Genomic DNA, 20591 nt, shown 5'->3' with positions numbered 1-20591 from the left:
AAAATATCTTATTTCGTTTTATCCTCGTCATTCATTTTATGTGATAACTATAGTCAATATAATAATGACGAAGGTCGAACAGCATAGAGCCGAAATAGTGGTTACCTATGTTGATATTTAATATATGCTAAATGCAGAGAAAAACATAGGAGGTGTGGCAGATTGGATAGTCAAAAAAACAAAAAAATGTTATATGCGGTAGGGGGTTTAACAACACTCGCTATTTTAATGTTTGGATATCAGAACTTCTATCTCGCAAATCAACAAGAAAAAGTTGGAACAACTATTTATGTCGCAAAAGAGGATATTCAAGCAAAAACAGAAGTAAATGAAAGTATGTTTACACCTGTTCATATTGCCAAGGGTGGTCTTTTAAAAGGCTATGTGACAGATATTAGTCAAATTAAAGGAGCTCAATTAAAGGGTGGTTTGTTAAAGGGTGAACCTATTGCAACACAACGTTTAGAATCGAAAAAAGAAAACACAAATGAAATGCTAAAAATAAAAATTCAATCAGAATTTATGCCAGACATAAAGAATTCAGATAACGTAAAAGTCTTTGTGTTACTAACGAATAAGCATTCAGAACAATCAGAAGTGCAGACATTATTTGCAAATAAAAAAATAGAAGTTTCTGCACAAGCACCTGAAGCAACGCAAGCATCTAAATCAGAGTATTACCTTCAATTAACAGAAGATGAAGTGAAGCAGTATTACGATGCTCAATCAAAAGGGAAAATTATTATCTCAAAAATGATGAGCTTAGATACGTCAGAGATTAGTTCTGAGGGGAGATATAACCCAAACAGTGAGGTAGCAAAAGGAGCTTCAAATGAAGAAAAGAAAAACAATATGTCTGTAATTAGTTATGAAGTACAAGAAGGTGACACATTAGATGGTTTAACAATTAAGTTCAAAACGGACAAAGAAACAATCAGTAAATTAAATGGTAACAAAGAAACATTCAAGTCAGGAGAAAATATCACTGTTCCTGCAAAATAAGAGGGGAGTTGGAGAGAAGTGAACAAAGAGAATACAAGCAAAATGATAGTATGTTACCCAATTTTATATGGAAATGGAATGAAATATACAGCTACAAGCATTGCTCATTATTATAAACAAAAATACCCTGATAAAAAAGTAGCATTAGTGGATTTCGATGTAAAGGTTCCTTATTTATGTGCTAATTTTTCGATGGAAGATAAGATTCATGGAATTGATAATTTAATTGAAAAAATTGATGGGGATTTCTTAAATGAAGAGCTATTTAAAGAGAATATGATTTCCTTGAAAAATAAAGTGGATTTATTAAAAGGTACGAAATTACTGAAGAATTACAATTTAATTGAGAAAAAGCATGTTGAAAAAATGATTGATTTGTTACGTGCTATGTATGACTTTATCGTTGTAACAGTTTCACCAGATATTGATAATGCAGGAACAACCAACTCTTTATTCCATGGAGATGAAATCCTATTAATTGGAAGAAATAATTTTAATAATTTAGAAGCTCTTCCAACTGCTGTTCGAACAGTTACACATTTTAAACAGAATCATGTATCTGTAAAGTTACTATTTAACATGTTTAATGAACATTCAAATATTGATTTTAGTAGGTGTGTAGGAGAGAACAATTTAAGCGTGATTGGTACTATCTTCTACAACGAATCAAATGTTGATAATCAAAACCTGTTTAAATTTGGAGCGACAAGCAAACTGTTTTCGAATAAAAAACAGCATGAGTATACCCCAATTATTGAAGCGATAGAGTAAAAGAGGTGAATGTACATGAATAACGTAAAAATACCAATGGTAATTCGTGATAATGAAGAAGCATTTAAAATTATAGAACTAAAACATAGTGTGGGAAAAACATTTCGATTTTTAGAAGTACAAGATATGTGTAATGCTCTGATTGTACGATTTGATGTGTATGAAACAGGTTTATTATCACTGGATAGACGATACGGTAACGTAAAATTTGTCTATAAGGATGAAATGGATGGGTTTACGGATGAAGAAATTGTAGATTTATATGTATCTGATGTACAAGATGAAACCCTTCCAGAAGAAGAGGTCATATATCGAAGATTAAAAGATAAGATTCAACTTGAAATGGAGAGCCCAGGGGGTACCACGAAAGAAATAGAAAAACATACAGAGCTATTAAAGAAATCAACGATTGATGAAAATGCAAGAAAATATATCATGAGTAAGATTAGAAAAACATTGATTACTTCAGATGAAGTGGATAAGTCAGATGTAGAAAAAATCTCGTATCGACTGTTTGCTGATTTGTATGGGATGGGTGTTCTGCAAGAATTAGATGATGACCCTGATATGGGTGAGATTATGGTGAACGCTTGTACGTTTCCGCATTTTAAATCTCGTATTTACTACATTAAAAAAGGAGTCAAATACGAATATGATAGAGAGTTTGAAACGTTAAATGAATTGATAAATGTGTTTAATAGAGTAATTGAATTCAATAAAAAGGAATTAAATGCTGTTGAAAATGCGATTGTCGAAGCAACCAGACCAAATCAAGACAGGGTAAACATCATTATTCCTGATGCCTGTCAAAACTATATCTTAAACATCCGTAAATTTACGAACTTTGTTCCTAACTTGAATATGATGAAGAAAAGTGGAACAGTTGATGATTTTATAGATAGATTAATGGATGTTTTAGTTCGTGGGAAAGCAAATATCGGGATTGGTGGACCAATGGGAACAGGTAAAACAACATTTATCAACTATGCATTAACGTACACTGAAAAAATCGAAAGAAAAGTTGTTATTGCGTCTGTAGCAGAAACGGATGTAGAACGTGTGTTGAAAGGTCACGATGTTGTTATTTTCAACGTAGATGAAGAAAAAGATTTTACATTCGAAAAGCTTCTACGTACATCATTACGTACTACAGCAGACAGAGTAATCATCCCTGAAAGTCGTGGTGGGGAGTTCAAGCAATTGTACGAAGCCAACTTAAAGACAAGGGGAAATATGTTTACAGCTCATGCATTAGATGATTATTCATTTTTAGATATGTGTGTGGATATGTATATGTCCTCTCCTGATGTAGGCAACGAAAGTACCGTTCAAATTCGAAATAAATTATGTAAAGCGATAGATATTATTATCATGATGAGAAAAGTTGGTCGTGATATTCGTATTAAATCTATTTCAGAAATCGTAACAAATGATAAAAATGAATTTGCGAAAATGAACTGTCTGTACGAATGGGACTTTGACCCAGAAGACCCATTAGTAGGAAAGTATAAAAGAACAGAAAATCGTATGTCAGATGCTTTGAAAAGCAGATTAAATGAATGGGGCATTCCAATGTCAGAAATGAAAGACTTGTAAGCCGTTTTTTACGGCTTGCAATATTTAGAAGGGAGGTATTTCACTTGTTCCAATTACCAGATTTAAATATGAGTGGTTTAAAAAATCAATTATCTAATATCTTTACAATGGATAAAGTCTTACCAGTTATTATAAATGGGATTTTGATTATATCCGTTGTTATCTGTGCGATGGTTATTTTAAATTTAATAAATGAAAAACGCATGAGAGATAAATTACATGGAAAAACAAAAAAGAAAAAAGCTGAAGATGTCTTTTTAAATCGAGTTAGTTTATTTAAGCAATTTTATCAAAACTTAGAATTCTTTTTAATAGAAAAAGGAAAAGAAGGGTTATTAGACATCTATTATTATGCATTTTTAGGTGTGAATGCTTGCATTCTGATTGGATTTATTGTTGTGAAGCAGTATTTTCTTGCTATTGTGATTCCTTTATTTCTACTTTATATAGCAAACAAAATCATAAAAATGTTAGCGGTAGATTTAATGGAGCAAATTGAAGAACAATTACCATCTGCAATTGACCATATTATTCGAGTTTCTTCAAAATATGGAGATATGAAAAGTATCATCTATGAAACAGCTCGTTCATGTGATAATCCTTTACGAGAAATATTAGAAAACATCTCTCGTAAAATGATTTCAGGAGATGCAGAAACGGTACTTTTACAATTTGGTGAAGAGTACGACAACGTATGGATTAATAGCTTGGTCTTTACGCTTATCAGCTATATGGAAGATGCGAGTAAGACTACAACAATTGAAAATCTTCGTCATTTAAGAAATATCTTAGAAAAAGAAAATAGATTGAAAAAATCTCGTGTAACAGATGCGAAATATTCTGTGGCAATTAACTATTTTATTGCCGTATTAGCTTCAGGAGCGGGACTACTAAATATTGTTTTAAACCCCAAAGGAAGAGAATTCTTCTTTAGTTCTTTCTTAGGTCTAATTTGTTTCTTATTAGGCTATGGAGCTGTATTGGGAACGATTATGTTAAATATTAAAATGACAAGGGTGAAAAAAGTAAATGATGAGTAGAAGGGATACACTGTATATCTTTTTACTCATTTGAAAGGAGTTGTTGGTTTCATGCATAATCTTTATATTCTTCCGTTACTGATTGCATTTGCTTTGATTGGACTACATTTTCTAACATCTCAAAAGAGGGTAATGGAAAAGCCGTTTATGAATGACTGGTCCAACACATTGCATATCTTATCATTTGCAGTACCTTTTAAATGGTTTATCCAAACAGATTCAAATGATAAAAAAGTAAAAGATATTAACCGTTTAATTATGGAAGCGAATGTCTCAAAAAAAATGAACTATCGAGTGTTCACAACGCTACAAATAGCTATTTTAATGATGTCTTTAGTAGTGTTTTTCATATTAGTTATGCTCATGGATAATATCACGTTTTTAGTAAGCCTTTTATTCAACATTGATTTAACAGAAACAATGAAAAGTCCTGATGGTGTAATTAAGTTTAAATTTATTGTGGGAGCAATCTTACTACTATTATGTTTAGTTCCTAAGTTTTGGTTAAAGCGAAAAGCAAAAAAGAATAAATTTTCGTTTTTAAAAGACTTACCAATTCTGCAATTATTTATTATCTTAATGCTTCGCTCAAAAAGACCCATTAATGAGGTGCTATATTCATTAGCAAAAACAAAAACGAGATATAAGAGTATTTTTGAGGTAGGATATCGCATTTATGTTCGTGATAAAAAAGAAGGATTTAGATATTTAGAAGAATCGTTCGCAGGAACAAAATTCATGGATACAATTCGTATCTTATCTGAGTTCAATGAGTATTCACGAGAAGATGGGATTCAATCATTGGAGAATAATATGCAAGAGATTATCGAACACACGAATAATCTGAAGAGAAGCAAGGATTTATCCAATCTTGTGTACTCTCAAGCATCTTTATTCATTCCGTTTTTAGCGGTTATTTTATTAGGTCTTATTCCAATCGCAATGTATGGAAGTTCGTTACTGGATTCTCCTGCGGGACCATAAGAAAAACTTATTTGATAAAGAGAATGAAAAATTTCATTCTTTTTTTATTGATAATGAAAATGTATAATCTTTATATAAGGTTTTATTGAAATGTATTTTTAAAGAGAATACAGCAATCGAATAGCATTAAGTGGGGGTGATTTACAGAATGAAAAGAATTATGTTGGGTATTTTAGGTGCTTTTCTGTGCAGTTTAGGGTTTATAATAGGATATATTATTATGTATGAAGTTCCAAGTGGAAGAAGTGAATGGTTATCGTTGGGGATGAAAAGTGTAGTGTTTGCAATTTTATTATTCGTATATGATTACATAAAGATGGTAATAAAAAGAAAAGGAACTATAATCAATTAATATGTGAGTAAGAATATAGGGTAAATATTATATAAGGAGTGTGAAATATGGAATTCAAAGAAATAATTAAGTATGTGGAAGAGAACAAAAAGGAACATTTTGAGAACATTTTAAAAGAAACAGAGCAAAAAGCTCATGAAAAAACTAAGAGTGAAGACGAGAAAAATTAGGTTGCAATAAAATATATCATAGGAAAAAGCTTGTACTTACTGAGTACAAGCTTTTTTGTCATATAAAATAATGAATTCAAGACTGTTAATTGTGTTAGATTCAATAGATAAAAACGAAAGAATATTTCGTCTTATCGTTGTATAGAATGAAAAGATAAAAATGTAGAGATTAGGGAGGTGGCATAAGGATTGAAATATAAAATATTAAACGATTATGACATCAGATGCTATAAGCCAATTGGAAAGCATTCTTGTTTAATCCGAGTGTTAGAACCAGAATATAAAAAGGTGGGGATACCTTACCGTTTGAAAAACGAAAGTGATTTTTCTTCTGTCACAGAACTCTATTTTCATGACATTAGAGAAAATCTACCACAAAAAGAACGATTTATCTTATTCAATGAAGATATGGCCAATAATGTTATTGAATTAATATCTCAAAATCAATTTGATGAAGTTGTTGTGCATTGTAATGCAGGTCAAAGCCGTAGTGCGGGGATTATGTTGGGTATTGCTATGATTTTAAAGAATAAAAGGTTAGAAGAAGAGATACTTTTAGACTCATATTATATGCCAAATCCTATAGTTGTTAATAGCTTTAGAAAGGCATTAGACATGTAGTGAAACACCACAACTGAATATTTAAGTAAATAAGAGCATATAAGATAATATGATTCAAGAAAACAAAGATTCGTCAAGGTCAAACAAGTATTAAATGGTTTGAGCGAATAACATAGATGAATCTATCTATAATAATAAAAAGTGAATTGGAGGGATGTTGAATGAAAAATGTACTAAAAAAAATTAAAAACTCTAAGGGGTATGTATCAATTGAAACGATTATCGTGGCAGGTTTAATCATTGGATTAGGTGTAGCGACAGTAATCTTATTCCAAAACAAAGGAAATACAGTTACAGATAAAGCAATGACAAATATTGATACTGCAACAAGTCAATATAAAGTAGTAGACCCAAGTGCAAAACAATAAGGTAAAAACTACTTCAAAAATAACGTATAGAAGAAAGACCCTTCCGTAAGGTCGTCTTGTAATAAGGGTAACAGCTTATGCGAGATTAGAGGAGCTGAAAATAAAAAATAAACTAAAAAGAAAAATGGGGGAATGCAAAAATGAAAAAAATGTTAAACAAAGTAAAGAATTCTAAAGGATATGTATCAATTGAAACGATTATCGTAGCAGGTTTAATTATTGGCTTAGGTGTAGCAACCGTAATCTTATTCCAAAACAAAGGAAATACAGTTACAGATAAAGCGATGACGAATATTGATACTGCAACAAATCAGTATAAAGTAGTAGACCCAAGCACTGGTAAATAATTTAACATTATATTTTAAAAACTATAGATATTATATCTATAGTTTTTTTGTTATAAAAAATTATTTATAAAGATTAGTAGAGTATAAATATAAAATAAAATATTATAAAAAATTATATTATATAACATAAACTTTTTAATCAAATAAGGGAGGTTCGTACATGATGAATATTTTAAGACGAATAAGAGGATTCGTTTCCATTGAAGCAGTTGTAAGTATGTCTGCAATTTTAATCGTTGTATTTTTAGGGATAGGATTTATTAGTTATATGTATCCAAAACTAACATTGGAAAAAGAAGTACATCTTCTTGCACAGAAAGCAAAGGTGCAGGGGGGACTAACAAATCAGCAATCAGAACCGATTAATAGTGATTTAGAAATATTCTATAAGAAAATGCAAGAAAAGGGATATAAACGGGAGGATGTAAAGGTAATAGCTAAAACATATACAGGTGGATTAAATTGTATTGGTGTTACGCCTATTAATGGAGAAGGCTTGAATTACATAAAAAAAGATAGCAAAGACCCTATTGAAATTACTGTTACATTACCTGCGAATAAACAAGGGCTGTTAGGAGCATTTGCATTTTTTAATTATAAAGATAAATCAAGTAATGTTTACATTTTTAAAGAAACTGTAATGTCAGAGAGGTGGTAACAATTGAAGAAGATATGTAATCTCATTAAGAATAAAAAAGGTGTGACTTCCGTATATGTCATCCTTATTATTTCCGTATTATTACCATTAATTATGTTTCTATCTATAGATGTACCACATTACTTAGATTCAAGTAGAAAAATTAAAAATACTTTGGATAATGCAAGTTCATCTGCTATTACACTTTTAAATGACCAAAAAATATCAGAAGGTGTATTAGAAGTAGATAAGCAGGTTGCAGATGCTATGATAAAGAGAATTATAAAAAATGACTTATCTTTAGATGACAATTATATGCCTTTAAAAGGGAGCATTGTTTCTAAAAAGCCAAATATAAAAACATATGTTGTTAACAATCCAAAGGGAATTGAGACAGTTCAAACACCAATTGATAACGTAAAAATAAATAAAACAAGTGTAATTATTTATGCTGAAATACCTGTAAAAGGATTGTTCTTCACGTTTAATGAAGTGACAATGAGAAAGGTAGCAGTCAGTCAAGCTCAGTTCTAAGTTTTGTTGACTATAGTTTTTATAAAAAATATAATTGTAATGAATAAGGTACCGTATGATGCGGTGCTTTTTTATTTATGGAGGTGTAAAATAGAAATGATTTTTATAGTGATTGGATTATTGGGGATGTTAGTTGGAGCTTGCATGTTATGGAGTGTAAGTAAAGTATATGAAAAATATAGTTTTAATAAAAAAGAATATGTAATGAGTGCAATTTTAAATGGTCTCTTTTATGTGCTTATCTATATGAAGTTTGGATTCATTTCTTATGCATGGCTGTTAATGATTTTATCTATTATTCTTACAGCATTATTCGTGATAGATTTCAAGTATCAAGATTTGCCTGATGGATTAAATGTAGTGGTATTCCTGTTAAGTATTGTTTATCTTGTAGTATGGAGGATAGATACCCCTATTCCTTATGTAATAACAGCTATATCTCTGTTTGTAGGGTTTTTACTCTTGGCGCTATTAACAGGTGCTTTAGGTGGAGGAGATATTAAGTTTATGGGAGCTATTGGATTGTTCTTTCATTATAATCAAATCCCTCAACTATTGATGTATGCATTCTTTACAGCATCTATATTCGCTATAGGGTTAATGATTTTTAAGAAAAGTAAAAAAGATGATATGTTTGCATTTGGACCATTCCTTATTATTGGTGTACTTGCAACGTTACTTGTATAAGTAGTCTATATGACTGCTTTTTTATTTTAATTGTTTTTTTTATAAATGGAATTTTAAAATGTTTTGTATATAGGTTTATGTTTCGGAGGGGTTTTTGTTACTTTTTCTTTCTTTTGTTTTATAGTGTTTGTTATTCTTAATATAAGAGTATCTTGGCGATTACACTTTTAAAAGTGGTCTTTTTGACTACTTTTTATTTTTTTATAAAGGAGTCTTAAAAATCTTTTGATATATAAGTATTAAGAAAGGATATGTTTTGTATTGAGTGTTTTTAAACTTTTCTGTTTAGTCTGTTATACTTATTAATAATAGGCATTTAATGGATTTTTATGTTTGATAAGCAAGTTGACGGTAATTTTACATAATCAAAGACATATGAGGAGATGATGTATAAATGAATGGGTCATTTAAGGTGGTAGATATTTTAACAAAAAGAGTAATAAAAGTGTATTCCTATGCCACTATAACAGATAAAGAGAAAAAGAAATTAAGAGAGAACAATAACATTCTTATGTTTTGTTGTTGTGGGAAAGAGGATATAGAACAAAAAATCAGTTCAGATTTAAAAATATATAATGCCGTAAATAGGGCAGTTCATGATATAGACTGTTATAAACATCATGATTATCAACCAATTGATTATAAAAGTGGTTGGGGAGAAGAGATGCAAGATGGTAAAATAGTTTACACTGCAAATCTTGGTGGTTTAATTCCAGAGAATAAAAAGGAAACAATTCTTGTAGATGATAGGATTGGTACTACATCTAATATGGGAAATAATGCTTCAACACAAAAAGTTGAAGGTAAAGTAACAATAAGAGGGTTTTGTACAAGATTAAATCTGATGACTTGGAAGAAATACAGATATTTTCAAGCAAAAGAAAAAGTGAGTATAGAAGAGTTTGGGAAAAAGATATTTACAATGAGTAGTAAAATACAGATATCAAGTAAAAAGCAATTTTTAGGTGATTTATGGTTTAAGAAATCAAAAGTAAAAACATTGCATCCTAAAAAGGATAGCTTGTTCATCTATATGAATTATATAGATTATGAAGAGAAAGAATATGGAGTTAAGATTCAATGTGTAGACAATTTTGGCCAAAAACATTTTTTCTTTGTAGAAAAGGATGTTCTTGACGACAAATTAAAAAATGAACGAGTTATAAACGGAACTATGATTATTAGTGGATTCGTGTATCGTAAAAAACTAAACTCGGAGGTATTATACTTGGGGGAATTTAGTTTATTTAAAGTAAATAAGTATGGTTTGTTTTCAGAAAGTAGCCATGAAATAGAGGTATATGAAGAAATGACTAATAAAGGTATTCCATTTTACAAGCCATTTGAGGGGTTATTGGAGTTTAATGATTACAAAGCGGATTTTATTATTGATTCTACTAAAAAAATTGTAGGAGAAGTGTTTGGGGTAAATACAGAGGAGTATCTAATAGATAGAGAGAAAAAAATACAGCTTATGAATAATTTAAAAGATACATATGATTTTTGGTATTGGGATGCATATGCAGGGAAATCAATGCCACGGATTCCAGATGAATGGAGTAAATAGTAGTATTCTATAAATACATGCATATATTTATGATTGCTGAAGTTGAATTTGAAATATAAAAAGTTGCCATTAAAAGGGCAACTTACATGATTTTTCCGTCAAGAAGGCAACTTACATAAATAGTAAAAATTATTTATGTTATGCAATAAGTGTTTATATTATAAGAGGAAGTTGAAAATAAAGAATTGAATGATATGATTGTTTTATAAAATGAAAATAACCGCCCTACCAGTGAGCGGTTATTTTTCTAAGGCATCCGCAACTACCTTAGAAATCCTTTCTCTTCCTTAGAGAAACTGAAGTGACCCTATGGACTCTTTTCATTTTTATTATAACATGTTTGTTATAATAGAAATACAGATAGATTCATTTTAAAGTGTTTTTTGAAAGTAGGTAATATTTATGAGTCCAGTATATGCTTCTTTTTTTGTATCTATTTATGTGGGAGTAGGTATGTTGTTTATGCATTACCTTTTAAAGAAAGCGTATCATGCACAGGAAATAGAGAATGATGTGAATGAAGAAGAAAATATGTACTTAGGATTGGCTAAGATGTTTGAGAACATACAATCAATAGCAGGACATAGATTTGCAAGTATGGTATATGCAATAGGTGGCTTAATAGGGTTTCCTTTATTCATTATTTTTGTAGTTGTTGAAATGTTAATTGGTCTGCTTTCTATTTTCGAAAAAATATTTTTATCAGATATTGATAATGACAAAGAAGAAGATGAAATACACGATAAAAAGATGTAAATCAGATTAGAAGTGAATGACAAGCTCATTCGCTTCTTTTTTATTTGTAAAATAAAATTTACTAAAATATTGAAGCGGGAACAAATATGTAGTAGAATGACAATATTAATTTACTATAGTTAATGAAAAATTAACGTTTAAGATGGGAACTATAACTTTGAAATCCATGAAAACAGAAGCAATTTTACAAGAAGACGGATTCAGTAGATAATGCATTTCAACTTGCAAAACAAAGATATGAAGATGCTGAGAGGAACAGAGCTGAAAAACTACATGCATACCGTTTAGCAGATGATGAAGTGAAAATGGCATTTAGGCAGTTGGAATTACTCTGTCCTCATGAAAATATGAAAGGTATCTTCTTCAAGGAATGTGCAGACTGTAGTTATAGTAAATTTCTTTTTTAATGAATGATAGGAGAAGTGGAGTGGATAAATATGTATTTATCAGGAATGAGAAAGAAGATAACAGACCTATTAAAAATGGCAAAGGATAAATATGAGGGGGAACTTGTGCTTCTACCTTTAGGATGTGTAGAAAAAGAAATGCCTATGGATAGATATTTAATTGCCCAGGTGTTTGAAGTAAACATTGTAGAGAATTATGTAGAAATTGTCTATGATTTTGACGGATGTACAGAGTTATCTGAAGTCATAACTGTAGAACAGTTTGATAAGCATGTAGAATTATTGGAATTAAATAATTCACTTCGAGAAATAGCTTTACGTTTACTGTTCGGAATAAAGATAGACATAAATGCATGTACGAATGATTACATTGTGGAATTCAGAGAGTCAAGATTAATAGATGAAACGCCACTGAATTATCTAATAAATAAAGGATACTACGTTCGAAAATCTATGTTAGAAAAAGATACTTATCATATTTCAAAAACGAAAAGAAAGGGGATATAAGCAATGAATAAAAGAATGAAACTTAAAACAGCGAAACGAGTAAACACGCAACGTCATGAAAAATTGTTGTCTATAATTCAAGAAATATTCACGGTAGATACGAAACTGTTTTTAAACGGATATTTTGTTTTTGATATGGGGCTCCGTTCGGTATGCCATTTCACTTTAAAAGAAACTCCTAATTGGATATATGCGATTTGGTTACTTCAGAATGATTCTTATGTTGTGTTTGGTGAACATAAGAAGTTAATTGATAAGTTTAAGCCAAGCAGAACCTATGTAAGCTTTGATAATGATGTGGGTGATTTTTTGAATCAAGTTAAAAATATTGAAGAGAATCCTAAATTGTATTTTGTAGATTCTTTGACATATGGAGATGTATTGAAGAATTTTAAAAATGATAAAGAAGGTCAGGAAAAGTTTGTACATGAAAAATATGAAGAATTCATAAAAGAGGAAGAAATTCATAAAGGTAACGTTGAGACTGATAAAAAGTATGCGTTTGATTTCTTTAAAAAACTGCCAAATAAGTTCAAAGAAATCGTTGCAATTGGTGTTGTTGATAGAAACGAAAAGGGAATAAGTTGTTATCCAAGATATGATATTGGGATTGTTGTAAATCCTAACATGACTGATGAAGAATTTGATGCATTTTATGATGAAGTAGACAAGTTTATTACGGATTCTGTTTATTCGAAAGAAAGAAAAACACATGAACATCAATTTGATTTATATGGATGCTACGATGAAATAAAAGACATTAAAGAAGCAGATTATATGTTTTATAAAAAATAAGCATGGGGGACTGAACATGATTACCGAATTAGATAATGGAAGTACATTGATTGTATTAGGAGAAGGAACTGTTTATACAACGAATGTTTATACGGGCGAAGAAAATATACCTGTTGGTATTGCGTTTCTTAATGATAAAGAAGCAAAAGAGCTTACGCCTGAATCGGTTGTAATTCAAATTACAAGTAAAGAAGCTGTAATGTCTTATGTAATGTCCTTATTGCGATTACTTGAAACGTGGGATAAAGACAAAGCATCAAACATAGCAGTCATGATGGAGACTTTGGCTCCATATATGCCTACAGAGAGAGTTTTAAAGGAAGTAAGTGAGTAGAAAGTTCATCTCTAAGGTTTTATATAAACAGTAAGGAGAAGAAAGATATGAAGGAAGTATTAGAGATATTAAAGAAGAAAGAGGCAGAGATAAAAAAGTCAATTGATTCCTGCAAAACTGTTGACGATAAAAGTTTTTTCGAAGGGGAAATAAAAGGTATCCAAGAATCAATTAAGGTCATTGAAGAATCATTAGAAAAAGAAATGAAATTCGAGGATACAAAGGTAGAAGAAGGACCATATGGTGGAACACCTACCATAATGAGTACATTACCTGTGGGAACGAAATTTCATGTCTGTAATGGTCATTGGAATGGAGAAATTGTTGAGAAGAATGAGATAAAATATATTCTTATATCTGAGGATAACTTGATGAATCTTTCTGAATATCCAGATTATAAGGCGGATATTAACATAAAAAGCATTTATACGAATAGAGAGGAACTTGATAAAGAGATTAAAGAAAAAAGAAAAGAATTAAGCGAACTGCGTATAAAGGTATCCCCAATGAATAGACAAATATATTTATTGGAATGTGTAATAGATGAGTTGCACGAGGAGAAAATGAAGTTTATTAATTTATGATTTTGAATTTTAAACAGAAATGGAGGGTTCTAAATGCAAGTAGTAATTCATTTGAAGCATGGATGATTTTCGGTAATTGATTATGAGGATGATGAAACAACGATGGAAGTTTTTAATGCATTTAAGAAAGTTAATTTTAATAGAAAAGGGAATTACGTTTCTGCTAATGTGGTTATTCCTTATAATGAAATCAAATTTGTAGAGCTTAAAGGAATTTAAAAATTCGTTATTTGGTAGAGAAGGAGAATGCAAAATGAAAAACAGAGAGTTGCATATTTTAATTGCGGAGCAGGTAATGGGATGGAAAGTAGAGACTGCACCTGATGGAAGTGAATTTTTTGATACAGGTATTTTCTGTGAGGGAAGAGATATAGACGATGTTGGAATCCTTGAAAAAGATAATCTAAATGTATTTAAACCAACTAAGAAGCTACAGGATGCCTGGTTAGTAATTGAGAAAATGCGAAAGGATTATCATTTCAACTTCTCGTTAACTACACCAGAAGAAGGTTCTTTAAAAACAAAATGCTATTTTAAATTAGGTGACATTGAAGTGAGTGCTGTCTGTGAAACTGTACAAATGGCTATCTGTGAGTCTGCATTGTTGGCGATTAATGCCTTAACAAAATCAGTATTGAACGGAAAAGAGGAATGAAAGATGGAAGAACAAAAAAAGTTAGTAGTTTTAAATGAAGATGATAGGGAAATTGCTTTAAAAGGATTAAAAGATTTATGTTTCTCGGCACATCAAATGCACGAATTGTTATCTCAAGATAAGCTAACGGAAGAAGCGAAGGCTCTGTTTATCTCTTTATCAGAAAGATACGTTTCAGATGTAGCGAAAGCAACAAACTATGAATCTAATTTAGCGAAGGAAAGAGAGAGACGAAGTGCAGACCTTAGAAATGCAAATTTACGTATTAGAGAATTAAAACAACAGATGGCTGAAATGAAGCCAATTGATGGCTTGAAGGAGCAACTTCATTCATTAACCAATACAATTAAAGACTGGTGGAGAGAACTTGGATTTAATTATATTTCTGAAATGACTTTCACTGATTATGGTGGATTGAATGTGAAGTTTGCTTTTAGTTTGAATCGGTGTAGCAGAATATTTAGCAGAAAGCCAGTGTCAGATAAAAAAGAGGCCGTAGATAAAATTCAACAACTATGTGATAAAGGATTCGTTCTTATAAAGGAAGGTAACGAATTACAATTAGCAGATAATGATGAGAATAAGAAATTACTAATAAACCTTTTAGAAGAAAGGTTCCCAAGTATACAAATAGAACGGATAGAGGCTTCTTTCGAAAGAGATAATCAAGTATCTTATATAGAATCAGTTAAAGCATATATTGGAGAGTTACATGAAATTTAACAGAAAATGAATATATTAAATAAGTGAAATAGAGGAATACAAATGGAATCTAATTTTATTACATTTAGTCTATTGCTAAAAGAACTTGAATTTGGAATTGATTTAGGGTGTGTGATAGATGCACCAGATGGTAAAGACGTGATTGTCAGAGAAATATCAAGTGTCAAATATACAACTGATAATCAAGTTGAAATACGAATCGTAGGTGAATACCTTTGGAATAGACAGTATACTATGAATTTATTAAGCCCATTGAAAAGATAAGGAAGATAATGATTTCTATTATGAGTTGGATGATTCAGTTTTAGAAGGAATGCCATTGACTATTTGGCAATCGTAAAGTTATCTTCATAACTTAGTAGGAGAAGGAGGGAAGAGGATGGAGAAAGAAACGATGAGATTTTATGCGGGAGATGTTTTCTATAAAGTGGAGAAAAAGAAAGATAAATATTTTCAAATCTATAAATGCAAGGATGGAATAAAAGAGCCCCTTACTCATAGAGAGAGTTTTAAAAGTGCTTGTAAAGTAGCTAAATTATTAGCGGATACATATTCTGAAGGCATGAATCAGGTAAGGATTATGGAATCACAGTATATGGCTGGGGTATTACGGGAGGGTCTTACAAAGTAGTTGACTAAATATTTTTGAATAGGAGAGATTGTGAGATGTGTAAATTCAATAAGGCGTGGATTGGTACTTGTAAGGAAGAAAATGAAAAAGGACAAACATACTGTAAGGAACATAAAGAGATAACTTGTTCAGTTTGTGGAGAACAAGCTACACATGATTGCGCGGAGACAAATCAATTTGTGTGTGGAACAAATCTTTGTGATAAAGAAGAATGTAAACTGCAACATTTTTATCAGGCACATGCTTATGCGTTCTTTACTATTAGTAGATTAGAAGAGAGACTAAATCTATTACCATTCAAAATTGTAGTTTCTAAAGTGGACTACGGGTCAGGGGAATTTCAACAATGGATGAATGAAACCTATAAAGATAGACTGGAAGTATTACTTATGACATATGGGAAAGACAATCAAATTTCGTTCCATAGAGCAAGCTTTGTTCAGTATGTAGAGAAAAAAGAAGATATTCCAACTTTCTTTAAACATTCTTTCTATGAAAACGAAGTAAATCAAAAGGTGTCTACTATTCTTCTGAAGCTATTCTTTTGGGACAGAAACATGAATCCTTTGATATAAATCAATTAGAAAAAATTATTTAATTAAAAAATTAATCCAGAAAGGGAGTATCTAAATGGAGACTAAAACCGTAAATGCATCGGAAAGAGAACAACTTAGCTTTCAAGTAGGATTTATTATGGCGGCCATTGATTATAATATGGTGAATTGTGACGTAGTAGAAGGATTTGAAACGATTTGTAAGGAAATTGTATTAGATAAGGGGTTTATTCAAAAGGGAATGCAACACTATGCAACAGAAAGCAATTTGATTATTGGTCATGAAGACATGCAGAATATTTTAAATGAATATGAAATGAAGGAATGACAGGCATTTTCTAAGGAAGATGCTTTTTTTATTTCATTTCAAGTAAAATAAAATTTACAAATTAATAATCATGTCATATACTATAGTTAATGAAAATAATTAGTAAAGAAACTTAACGACATTACAAGGGAGTTGTATAAGGTGAGAGACTTGTTTTTAGTTGAAGTGAAACATGATGAATTTATGTTTAACGGCAAAGAATTTCAGTTAATGCAAGAAAATGTTATTTCCAATGACCAATATCTTGCATATGTAGAAAATACAGAAGACATCAAGGCACTATTAGTAGAGCATCAACCTCATTATTATTATGAACTTCCTAATAATCCACTACCAGGTGATTCTGAATATCAGTCACAAATTTGTTCGGTTACAGACATTTCAGATGATGGTGGTAGTCCATTATTACAAAGTTTTAGTCAATTAGATAGTTTTCTATTTAAAGTTGCACAAGGGAAAAATGCAGTTATTAAAATGCGTTAATTTGAGGAGGAGTAATTATGGTAGTCGTAACAGACCGATGGATTGAAAATGGTGAAAAGGTTGTTCTGTTAGAGCCTGTTTCAGTAATGAAAGATGATACGTTTGAACATGCAGTTGCATTTGCAAATAGAAAAAAAGATGTAGATACGTTTTGTTTACAATTAAACGAAGGAACTTTGATTTTCAAAAGTGACGTTACGATTGAAACTTTAAGAGAATTATATAGTGACCTGAATCGAAAAGATGAATTGATTCAGCAAGGATGGGAACTGTTGGATGTTAAATTCAACGTATATCTATTTGGTAATGAAAATGGTATTGAACATCCAGTACAATCCATAAATGAAACAACAGCTTGGTTACAATTACATAGTGAATTGAAAGAACAAGTTTTTGATACATGTGAAGCAGATTGTGTTGTAGCAGTTGCATAAATAAAGCTAATTTTTGAGGTGAGAGTATGCGTAGCAGAGAACGAAAAAAAGAGGAGTTTAGAGAAGGCATTGAGAAATTCGAGAAGTCATCTCGTAATGCAGACGATTACATGGAGCTGATACTAAGTATCCGCAAAGCTTCAAGTTTTGGGGATGGACTGGTGTATCCCCAACTTAAAAATGAAATAGAAGAAGTTTTAAAGAATATGAGGGTTCATGATTCAAAGCATGAGAAAGGATGAGTAACTTGAAAGAAGGTATTATTTATAAAGTTTTATCAGCAAAAAAAATAAATGTATATCATTATCACGGTTCTTGGTTCGAGTATACATGGAAATTAAAGTTGATGGATGAGAATGGGGAAATTATTGAATGTAAAGAAGATACATGGGACGATTTCAAAAGTTTAGATGGAAAAAATATTCTTAAGAAGAAGTCTTGTTCTGTGTTTGGTGTAGTAACAATAGAATCCAACAAATAAAAAACGTCTGTAAAAGGAATGAAGATGGGATGAAGGTCGAACAAGTCGCTGAAATTATAGATGCAAATGCAAGAATGGCATATAAACATGCTTATAGTGGTGGAACTCATAAGTCAGAAGAACAAAGGAAGAATATGGAGAAAGTAGAGATTGATGACTTAGTTACTGTGACTTTATCAAGTCATGTTTCTGCTATCAATCGGGTGGGGTATTTACGAAAAAGATTTCAGGATAAACAAAAGAATGAATGTTATTTAATTGAACGTTTAAATGGTGAAGTTGCTGAATGGTCGGATTGTAAATTGATTAAAGTATATGAATCATATGTTTTTTAATTAATGAGTAAAGGTGGTATTTATGATGATGAAAAAAATACGGTTTCAATTGGAAAGAAATCACTGTGCCTGAAATTAAAAATCATTTGGGTAAAAAAGATTTAATGTGTTTGACGGAAGACGATTGCTTTTTTATAGAAACAACAGATGTTGCACCCGATTATATTCTATTTGACATGTTACTACATGGTAAGTGGTATATAAAGATTGCTTGTAAAAAAGAAGATGTTGGATACGAGGGCTTCGAAAATGATTGATTTGGTAACAAAATACTTATCAAAGATGGGTTTAACGGGAACGGAAGTTTTTAGTCAGTCGGAAGCAAATCAACTAATGAATGAACATGTAATTGGAATATATAAAGGTCGTGTATCTTTGAGAGAAGATAAAGAATTTACAGCCAAGGAAATTGCAGAAAAATTATCTTTTATAGATGATGAATGGACAAGGAAGTTTGACGAAGCTTGGGAGAAGGAATTTGGTGAGTGATTAATAGCAAAATAATCATTTGAGAGGGGAACAAAATCGTGAAATATGATAAACAAGAATGTCCGAAATGTAGCAAGCCAGTTAAAACTTTATATAGACCATCAATGAGTCATAAAGGCCCGAATCTTTGCTATTGGTGTAATCGAAAACGTGTTGAAGAAGAAAAAGAAATGAACGCAAAAAACGAAACAAAATAATTATTGTGATACATTTTGAATTTTATTACAAAAGGAGAAGGTACTATGTCAAATAAATATGTTATATCTCACAATGGAAAATTCTATGCAGGTGTAGAAAATAATAAAGCTAAATTCGGAAGTAAAGAAGATGCTATTGAATTTAATGATTTTCAAAAAGTTAGTGAAGAAGTTGTGTCATTAGAGAAGGATGGATACCTGTATTGTTACATTAAACGTAAGTAATAATCGGAATTTATAACCAAAGCGTTATTGTATTACAATTTGAATTTTGTAGAAAAGTGAGGTTAATGAAGTGAATTCTAAATTAATTATAAATGTAGGTAAAGTTTGCTTATGTCGGGCTATGCATGGCGAGAAAGTTAATATATCGGAGGTAGCCGAAAAATATTCAGTTACCGAAGAACATTTAATAGACATAATCAATGACTTCAAGAATTCTATCTGGTTTTATAATGCACATAAATACCATGGTCATAATGGATGCCCTTTGGAATTTAAGATTTAAACAAAAGCGTTAAAAACATATAGAAAAATTAAAGGGGAATGAATCATGGAAACATTAGATGCACCAATTTATGAGGTGAGTAAAGATAGTGACTGGTATAAATCTGCAATGAAAAGAAAACATGATATAAATCAGTTTTTTAAGTCTTTTAAAGAGAAATATGGAACGAATAAAGGATTCGTATTTTATCACGCGGATTTCTTTGGGGTTCGAATGGGAACGGAAGCTTATGAACTATTTAAAGATGAGATTTTAAAGAATCCAAAAGAAAAAGACTTTTATCCTTTTAAAAAGCGTTCTAAATATTATAAAGAAATAAAGGGACTAATTGAACAAATTGAAGACATTTGTCCTTTTAAACCTCATGACGTTTTTGGTACAAATAACTTTTCTGGCAGTCAGTGGGTAGGAGATAGATGGTTCTTTGGAGTTAATCATGAGGAATATGTAAAAGGGACTGAAGTTACTTCAGTCAATTATAAAGAATATTTGAAGGCAGTAATGGAAGTATTAGATTAGTTTTATGCTTTTGAGAAAAACAAGGAGACGATTCAATGAACATAACAGAATATCATTACGCTCTATTTGTACTCAATCGGGAAAAACAATTGTTAGAAAATAAAATAGAAGAGATTAAAGATGGATTTATTTACACTTCTGAAAAGAGAAGAAAATGAGCAATACTTATGCATGAAGAGGAATTGAAAAGTTTAG

36 protein-coding genes are annotated in these 20591 nt (G+C 30.7%); all 36 read left to right on the top strand.

Annotated elements, in window-relative coordinates:
- Window positions 1–162: 162 nt before the first annotated feature.
- The 36 genes from MHB52_RS32370 to MHB52_RS32195 all read left to right on the top strand — a co-directional run bounded on the left by MHB52_RS32370 (window position 163) and on the right by MHB52_RS32195 (window position 20554).
- Window positions 163–1002: an SAF domain-containing protein gene (locus MHB52_RS32370; protein ID WP_253703080.1), complete on the top strand. Its 840-nt coding sequence runs from the start codon at window positions 163–165 to the stop codon at window positions 1000–1002.
- A gap of 18 nt (window positions 1003–1020) precedes the next feature.
- Entirely contained in the window at window positions 1021–1773 is a 753-nt protein-coding gene (locus MHB52_RS32365) for an AAA family ATPase (protein ID WP_253703082.1), read from the top strand.
- Between the two features lie 15 nt (window positions 1774–1788).
- The gene (locus tag MHB52_RS32360) at window positions 1789–3369 is read left to right on the top strand and encodes an ATPase, T2SS/T4P/T4SS family (RefSeq protein WP_061662373.1); all 1581 of its coding nucleotides are present in this window, start codon (window positions 1789–1791) and stop codon (window positions 3367–3369) included.
- Window positions 3370–3413: 44 nt separating this feature from the next.
- Window positions 3414–4409 (top strand): type II secretion system F family protein, encoded by a 996-nt coding sequence (locus MHB52_RS32355; protein WP_253703084.1) that lies wholly within the window; start codon window positions 3414–3416, stop codon window positions 4407–4409.
- A 51-nt stretch (window positions 4410–4460) separates the two neighbouring features.
- Window positions 4461–5393 carry a hypothetical protein gene (locus tag MHB52_RS32350; RefSeq protein ID WP_061662374.1) on the top strand — a complete coding sequence of 311 codons (933 nt, stop codon included), beginning with the start codon at window positions 4461–4463 and terminating at the stop codon, window positions 5391–5393.
- 148 nt (window positions 5394–5541) lie between these two features.
- Window positions 5542–5745: a hypothetical protein gene (locus MHB52_RS32345; protein ID WP_061662375.1), complete on the top strand. Its 204-nt coding sequence runs from the start codon at window positions 5542–5544 to the stop codon at window positions 5743–5745.
- Window positions 5746–5792: 47 nt separating this feature from the next.
- Window positions 5793–5915: a hypothetical protein gene (locus MHB52_RS32340; RefSeq protein WP_277996091.1), complete on the top strand. Its 123-nt coding sequence runs from the start codon at window positions 5793–5795 to the stop codon at window positions 5913–5915.
- A 189-nt stretch (window positions 5916–6104) separates the two neighbouring features.
- Window positions 6105–6536 carry a dual specificity protein phosphatase family protein gene (locus tag MHB52_RS32335; protein WP_061662376.1) on the top strand — a complete coding sequence of 144 codons (432 nt, stop codon included), beginning with the start codon at window positions 6105–6107 and terminating at the stop codon, window positions 6534–6536.
- A 161-nt stretch (window positions 6537–6697) separates the two neighbouring features.
- Complete coding sequence (locus MHB52_RS32330; RefSeq protein ID WP_061662377.1) at window positions 6698–6904, top strand: hypothetical protein; 207 nt, start codon at window positions 6698–6700, stop codon at window positions 6902–6904.
- Window positions 6905–7044: 140 nt separating this feature from the next.
- Window positions 7045–7251 carry a hypothetical protein gene (locus MHB52_RS32325; RefSeq protein ID WP_061662378.1) on the top strand — a complete coding sequence of 69 codons (207 nt, stop codon included), beginning with the start codon at window positions 7045–7047 and terminating at the stop codon, window positions 7249–7251.
- Window positions 7252–7411: 160 nt separating this feature from the next.
- Window positions 7412–7909, top strand: a complete 498-nt coding sequence (locus tag MHB52_RS32320) for a hypothetical protein (protein WP_242298944.1) — start codon at window positions 7412–7414, stop codon at window positions 7907–7909.
- A gap of 3 nt (window positions 7910–7912) precedes the next feature.
- Window positions 7913–8422, top strand: a complete 510-nt coding sequence (locus MHB52_RS32315) for a cobalt ABC transporter permease (protein ID WP_242298943.1) — start codon at window positions 7913–7915, stop codon at window positions 8420–8422.
- A 96-nt stretch (window positions 8423–8518) separates the two neighbouring features.
- Window positions 8519–9109, top strand: a complete 591-nt coding sequence (locus MHB52_RS32310) for a prepilin peptidase (protein WP_242298942.1) — start codon at window positions 8519–8521, stop codon at window positions 9107–9109.
- A gap of 394 nt (window positions 9110–9503) precedes the next feature.
- Window positions 9504–10676, top strand: a complete 1173-nt coding sequence (locus MHB52_RS32305; RefSeq protein ID WP_061662379.1) for a hypothetical protein — start codon at window positions 9504–9506, stop codon at window positions 10674–10676.
- A 402-nt stretch (window positions 10677–11078) separates the two neighbouring features.
- On the top strand, window positions 11079–11432 hold the full coding sequence (locus MHB52_RS32300; protein WP_061662380.1) for a hypothetical protein: 354 nt from the start codon (window positions 11079–11081) through the stop codon (window positions 11430–11432).
- A 437-nt stretch (window positions 11433–11869) separates the two neighbouring features.
- Complete coding sequence (locus tag MHB52_RS32295; protein WP_340768777.1) at window positions 11870–12346, top strand: hypothetical protein; 477 nt, start codon at window positions 11870–11872, stop codon at window positions 12344–12346.
- Window positions 12347–12349: 3 nt separating this feature from the next.
- Window positions 12350–13141, top strand: a complete 792-nt coding sequence (locus MHB52_RS32290) for a hypothetical protein (protein ID WP_061662382.1) — start codon at window positions 12350–12352, stop codon at window positions 13139–13141.
- Window positions 13142–13157: 16 nt separating this feature from the next.
- Window positions 13158–13475, top strand: coding sequence for a hypothetical protein (locus tag MHB52_RS32285; protein WP_061662383.1), 318 nt, complete (start codon window positions 13158–13160; stop codon window positions 13473–13475).
- Window positions 13476–13522: 47 nt separating this feature from the next.
- Window positions 13523–14059: a hypothetical protein gene (locus MHB52_RS32280; protein WP_061662384.1), complete on the top strand. Its 537-nt coding sequence runs from the start codon at window positions 13523–13525 to the stop codon at window positions 14057–14059.
- A gap of 253 nt (window positions 14060–14312) precedes the next feature.
- Complete coding sequence (locus MHB52_RS32275) at window positions 14313–14714, top strand: BC1872 family protein (protein WP_061662385.1); 402 nt, start codon at window positions 14313–14315, stop codon at window positions 14712–14714.
- A 3-nt stretch (window positions 14715–14717) separates the two neighbouring features.
- A complete protein-coding gene (locus MHB52_RS32270) occupies window positions 14718–15437 on the top strand; it encodes a hypothetical protein (RefSeq protein WP_061662386.1) in 720 nt (239 codons plus the stop codon).
- A 42-nt stretch (window positions 15438–15479) separates the two neighbouring features.
- Window positions 15480–15701: a hypothetical protein gene (locus MHB52_RS32265; protein WP_061662387.1), complete on the top strand. Its 222-nt coding sequence runs from the start codon at window positions 15480–15482 to the stop codon at window positions 15699–15701.
- Window positions 15702–15816: 115 nt separating this feature from the next.
- Entirely contained in the window at window positions 15817–16068 is a 252-nt protein-coding gene (locus tag MHB52_RS32260; protein ID WP_253703089.1) for a hypothetical protein, read from the top strand.
- A gap of 35 nt (window positions 16069–16103) precedes the next feature.
- The gene (locus MHB52_RS32255) at window positions 16104–16643 is read left to right on the top strand and encodes a hypothetical protein (protein ID WP_253703091.1); all 540 of its coding nucleotides are present in this window, start codon (window positions 16104–16106) and stop codon (window positions 16641–16643) included.
- Between the two features lie 55 nt (window positions 16644–16698).
- Window positions 16699–16950, top strand: a complete 252-nt coding sequence (locus tag MHB52_RS32250) for a hypothetical protein (protein ID WP_061662388.1) — start codon at window positions 16699–16701, stop codon at window positions 16948–16950.
- Between the two features lie 141 nt (window positions 16951–17091).
- A complete protein-coding gene (locus MHB52_RS32245; RefSeq protein ID WP_061662389.1) occupies window positions 17092–17433 on the top strand; it encodes a hypothetical protein in 342 nt (113 codons plus the stop codon).
- Window positions 17434–17450: 17 nt separating this feature from the next.
- Complete coding sequence (locus tag MHB52_RS32240) at window positions 17451–17867, top strand: hypothetical protein (RefSeq protein ID WP_061662390.1); 417 nt, start codon at window positions 17451–17453, stop codon at window positions 17865–17867.
- Between the two features lie 26 nt (window positions 17868–17893).
- On the top strand, window positions 17894–18109 hold the full coding sequence (locus MHB52_RS32235; protein ID WP_061662391.1) for a hypothetical protein: 216 nt from the start codon (window positions 17894–17896) through the stop codon (window positions 18107–18109).
- On the top strand, window positions 18106–18348 hold the full coding sequence (locus tag MHB52_RS32230; RefSeq protein WP_061662392.1) for a hypothetical protein: 243 nt from the start codon (window positions 18106–18108) through the stop codon (window positions 18346–18348). The genes MHB52_RS32235 and MHB52_RS32230 overlap by 4 nt, the downstream gene beginning before the upstream one ends.
- Before the next feature lie 29 nt (window positions 18349–18377).
- Window positions 18378–18683, top strand: coding sequence for a hypothetical protein (locus MHB52_RS32225; protein WP_061662393.1), 306 nt, complete (start codon window positions 18378–18380; stop codon window positions 18681–18683).
- A 65-nt stretch (window positions 18684–18748) separates the two neighbouring features.
- Window positions 18749–18940: a hypothetical protein gene (locus MHB52_RS32220; RefSeq protein ID WP_061662394.1), complete on the top strand. Its 192-nt coding sequence runs from the start codon at window positions 18749–18751 to the stop codon at window positions 18938–18940.
- A complete protein-coding gene (locus MHB52_RS32215) occupies window positions 18933–19172 on the top strand; it encodes a hypothetical protein (protein ID WP_061662395.1) in 240 nt (79 codons plus the stop codon). Before MHB52_RS32220 ends, MHB52_RS32215 begins: the two co-directional genes overlap by 8 nt.
- A 38-nt stretch (window positions 19173–19210) precedes the next feature.
- The gene (locus MHB52_RS32210; protein WP_172796977.1) at window positions 19211–19369 is read left to right on the top strand and encodes a hypothetical protein; all 159 of its coding nucleotides are present in this window, start codon (window positions 19211–19213) and stop codon (window positions 19367–19369) included.
- 45 nt (window positions 19370–19414) lie between these two features.
- A complete protein-coding gene (locus MHB52_RS32205) occupies window positions 19415–19594 on the top strand; it encodes a hypothetical protein (protein ID WP_061662396.1) in 180 nt (59 codons plus the stop codon).
- Between the two features lie 328 nt (window positions 19595–19922).
- Complete coding sequence (locus MHB52_RS32200; protein ID WP_061662398.1) at window positions 19923–20396, top strand: hypothetical protein; 474 nt, start codon at window positions 19923–19925, stop codon at window positions 20394–20396.
- Between the two features lie 35 nt (window positions 20397–20431).
- Window positions 20432–20554 (top strand): hypothetical protein, encoded by a 123-nt coding sequence (locus tag MHB52_RS32195; protein ID WP_277996092.1) that lies wholly within the window; start codon window positions 20432–20434, stop codon window positions 20552–20554.
- Window positions 20555–20591: the final 37 nt, after the last annotated feature.

This window comes from Bacillus sp. FSL K6-0073 (assembly GCF_038006085.1).
Taxonomy (GTDB): Bacteria; Bacillota; Bacilli; order Bacillales; family Bacillaceae_G; genus Bacillus_A; species Bacillus_A cereus.
The sequence above is the reverse complement of the archived record's forward strand: the minus strand, read 5'-3'. Positions and strand labels throughout refer to the sequence as shown.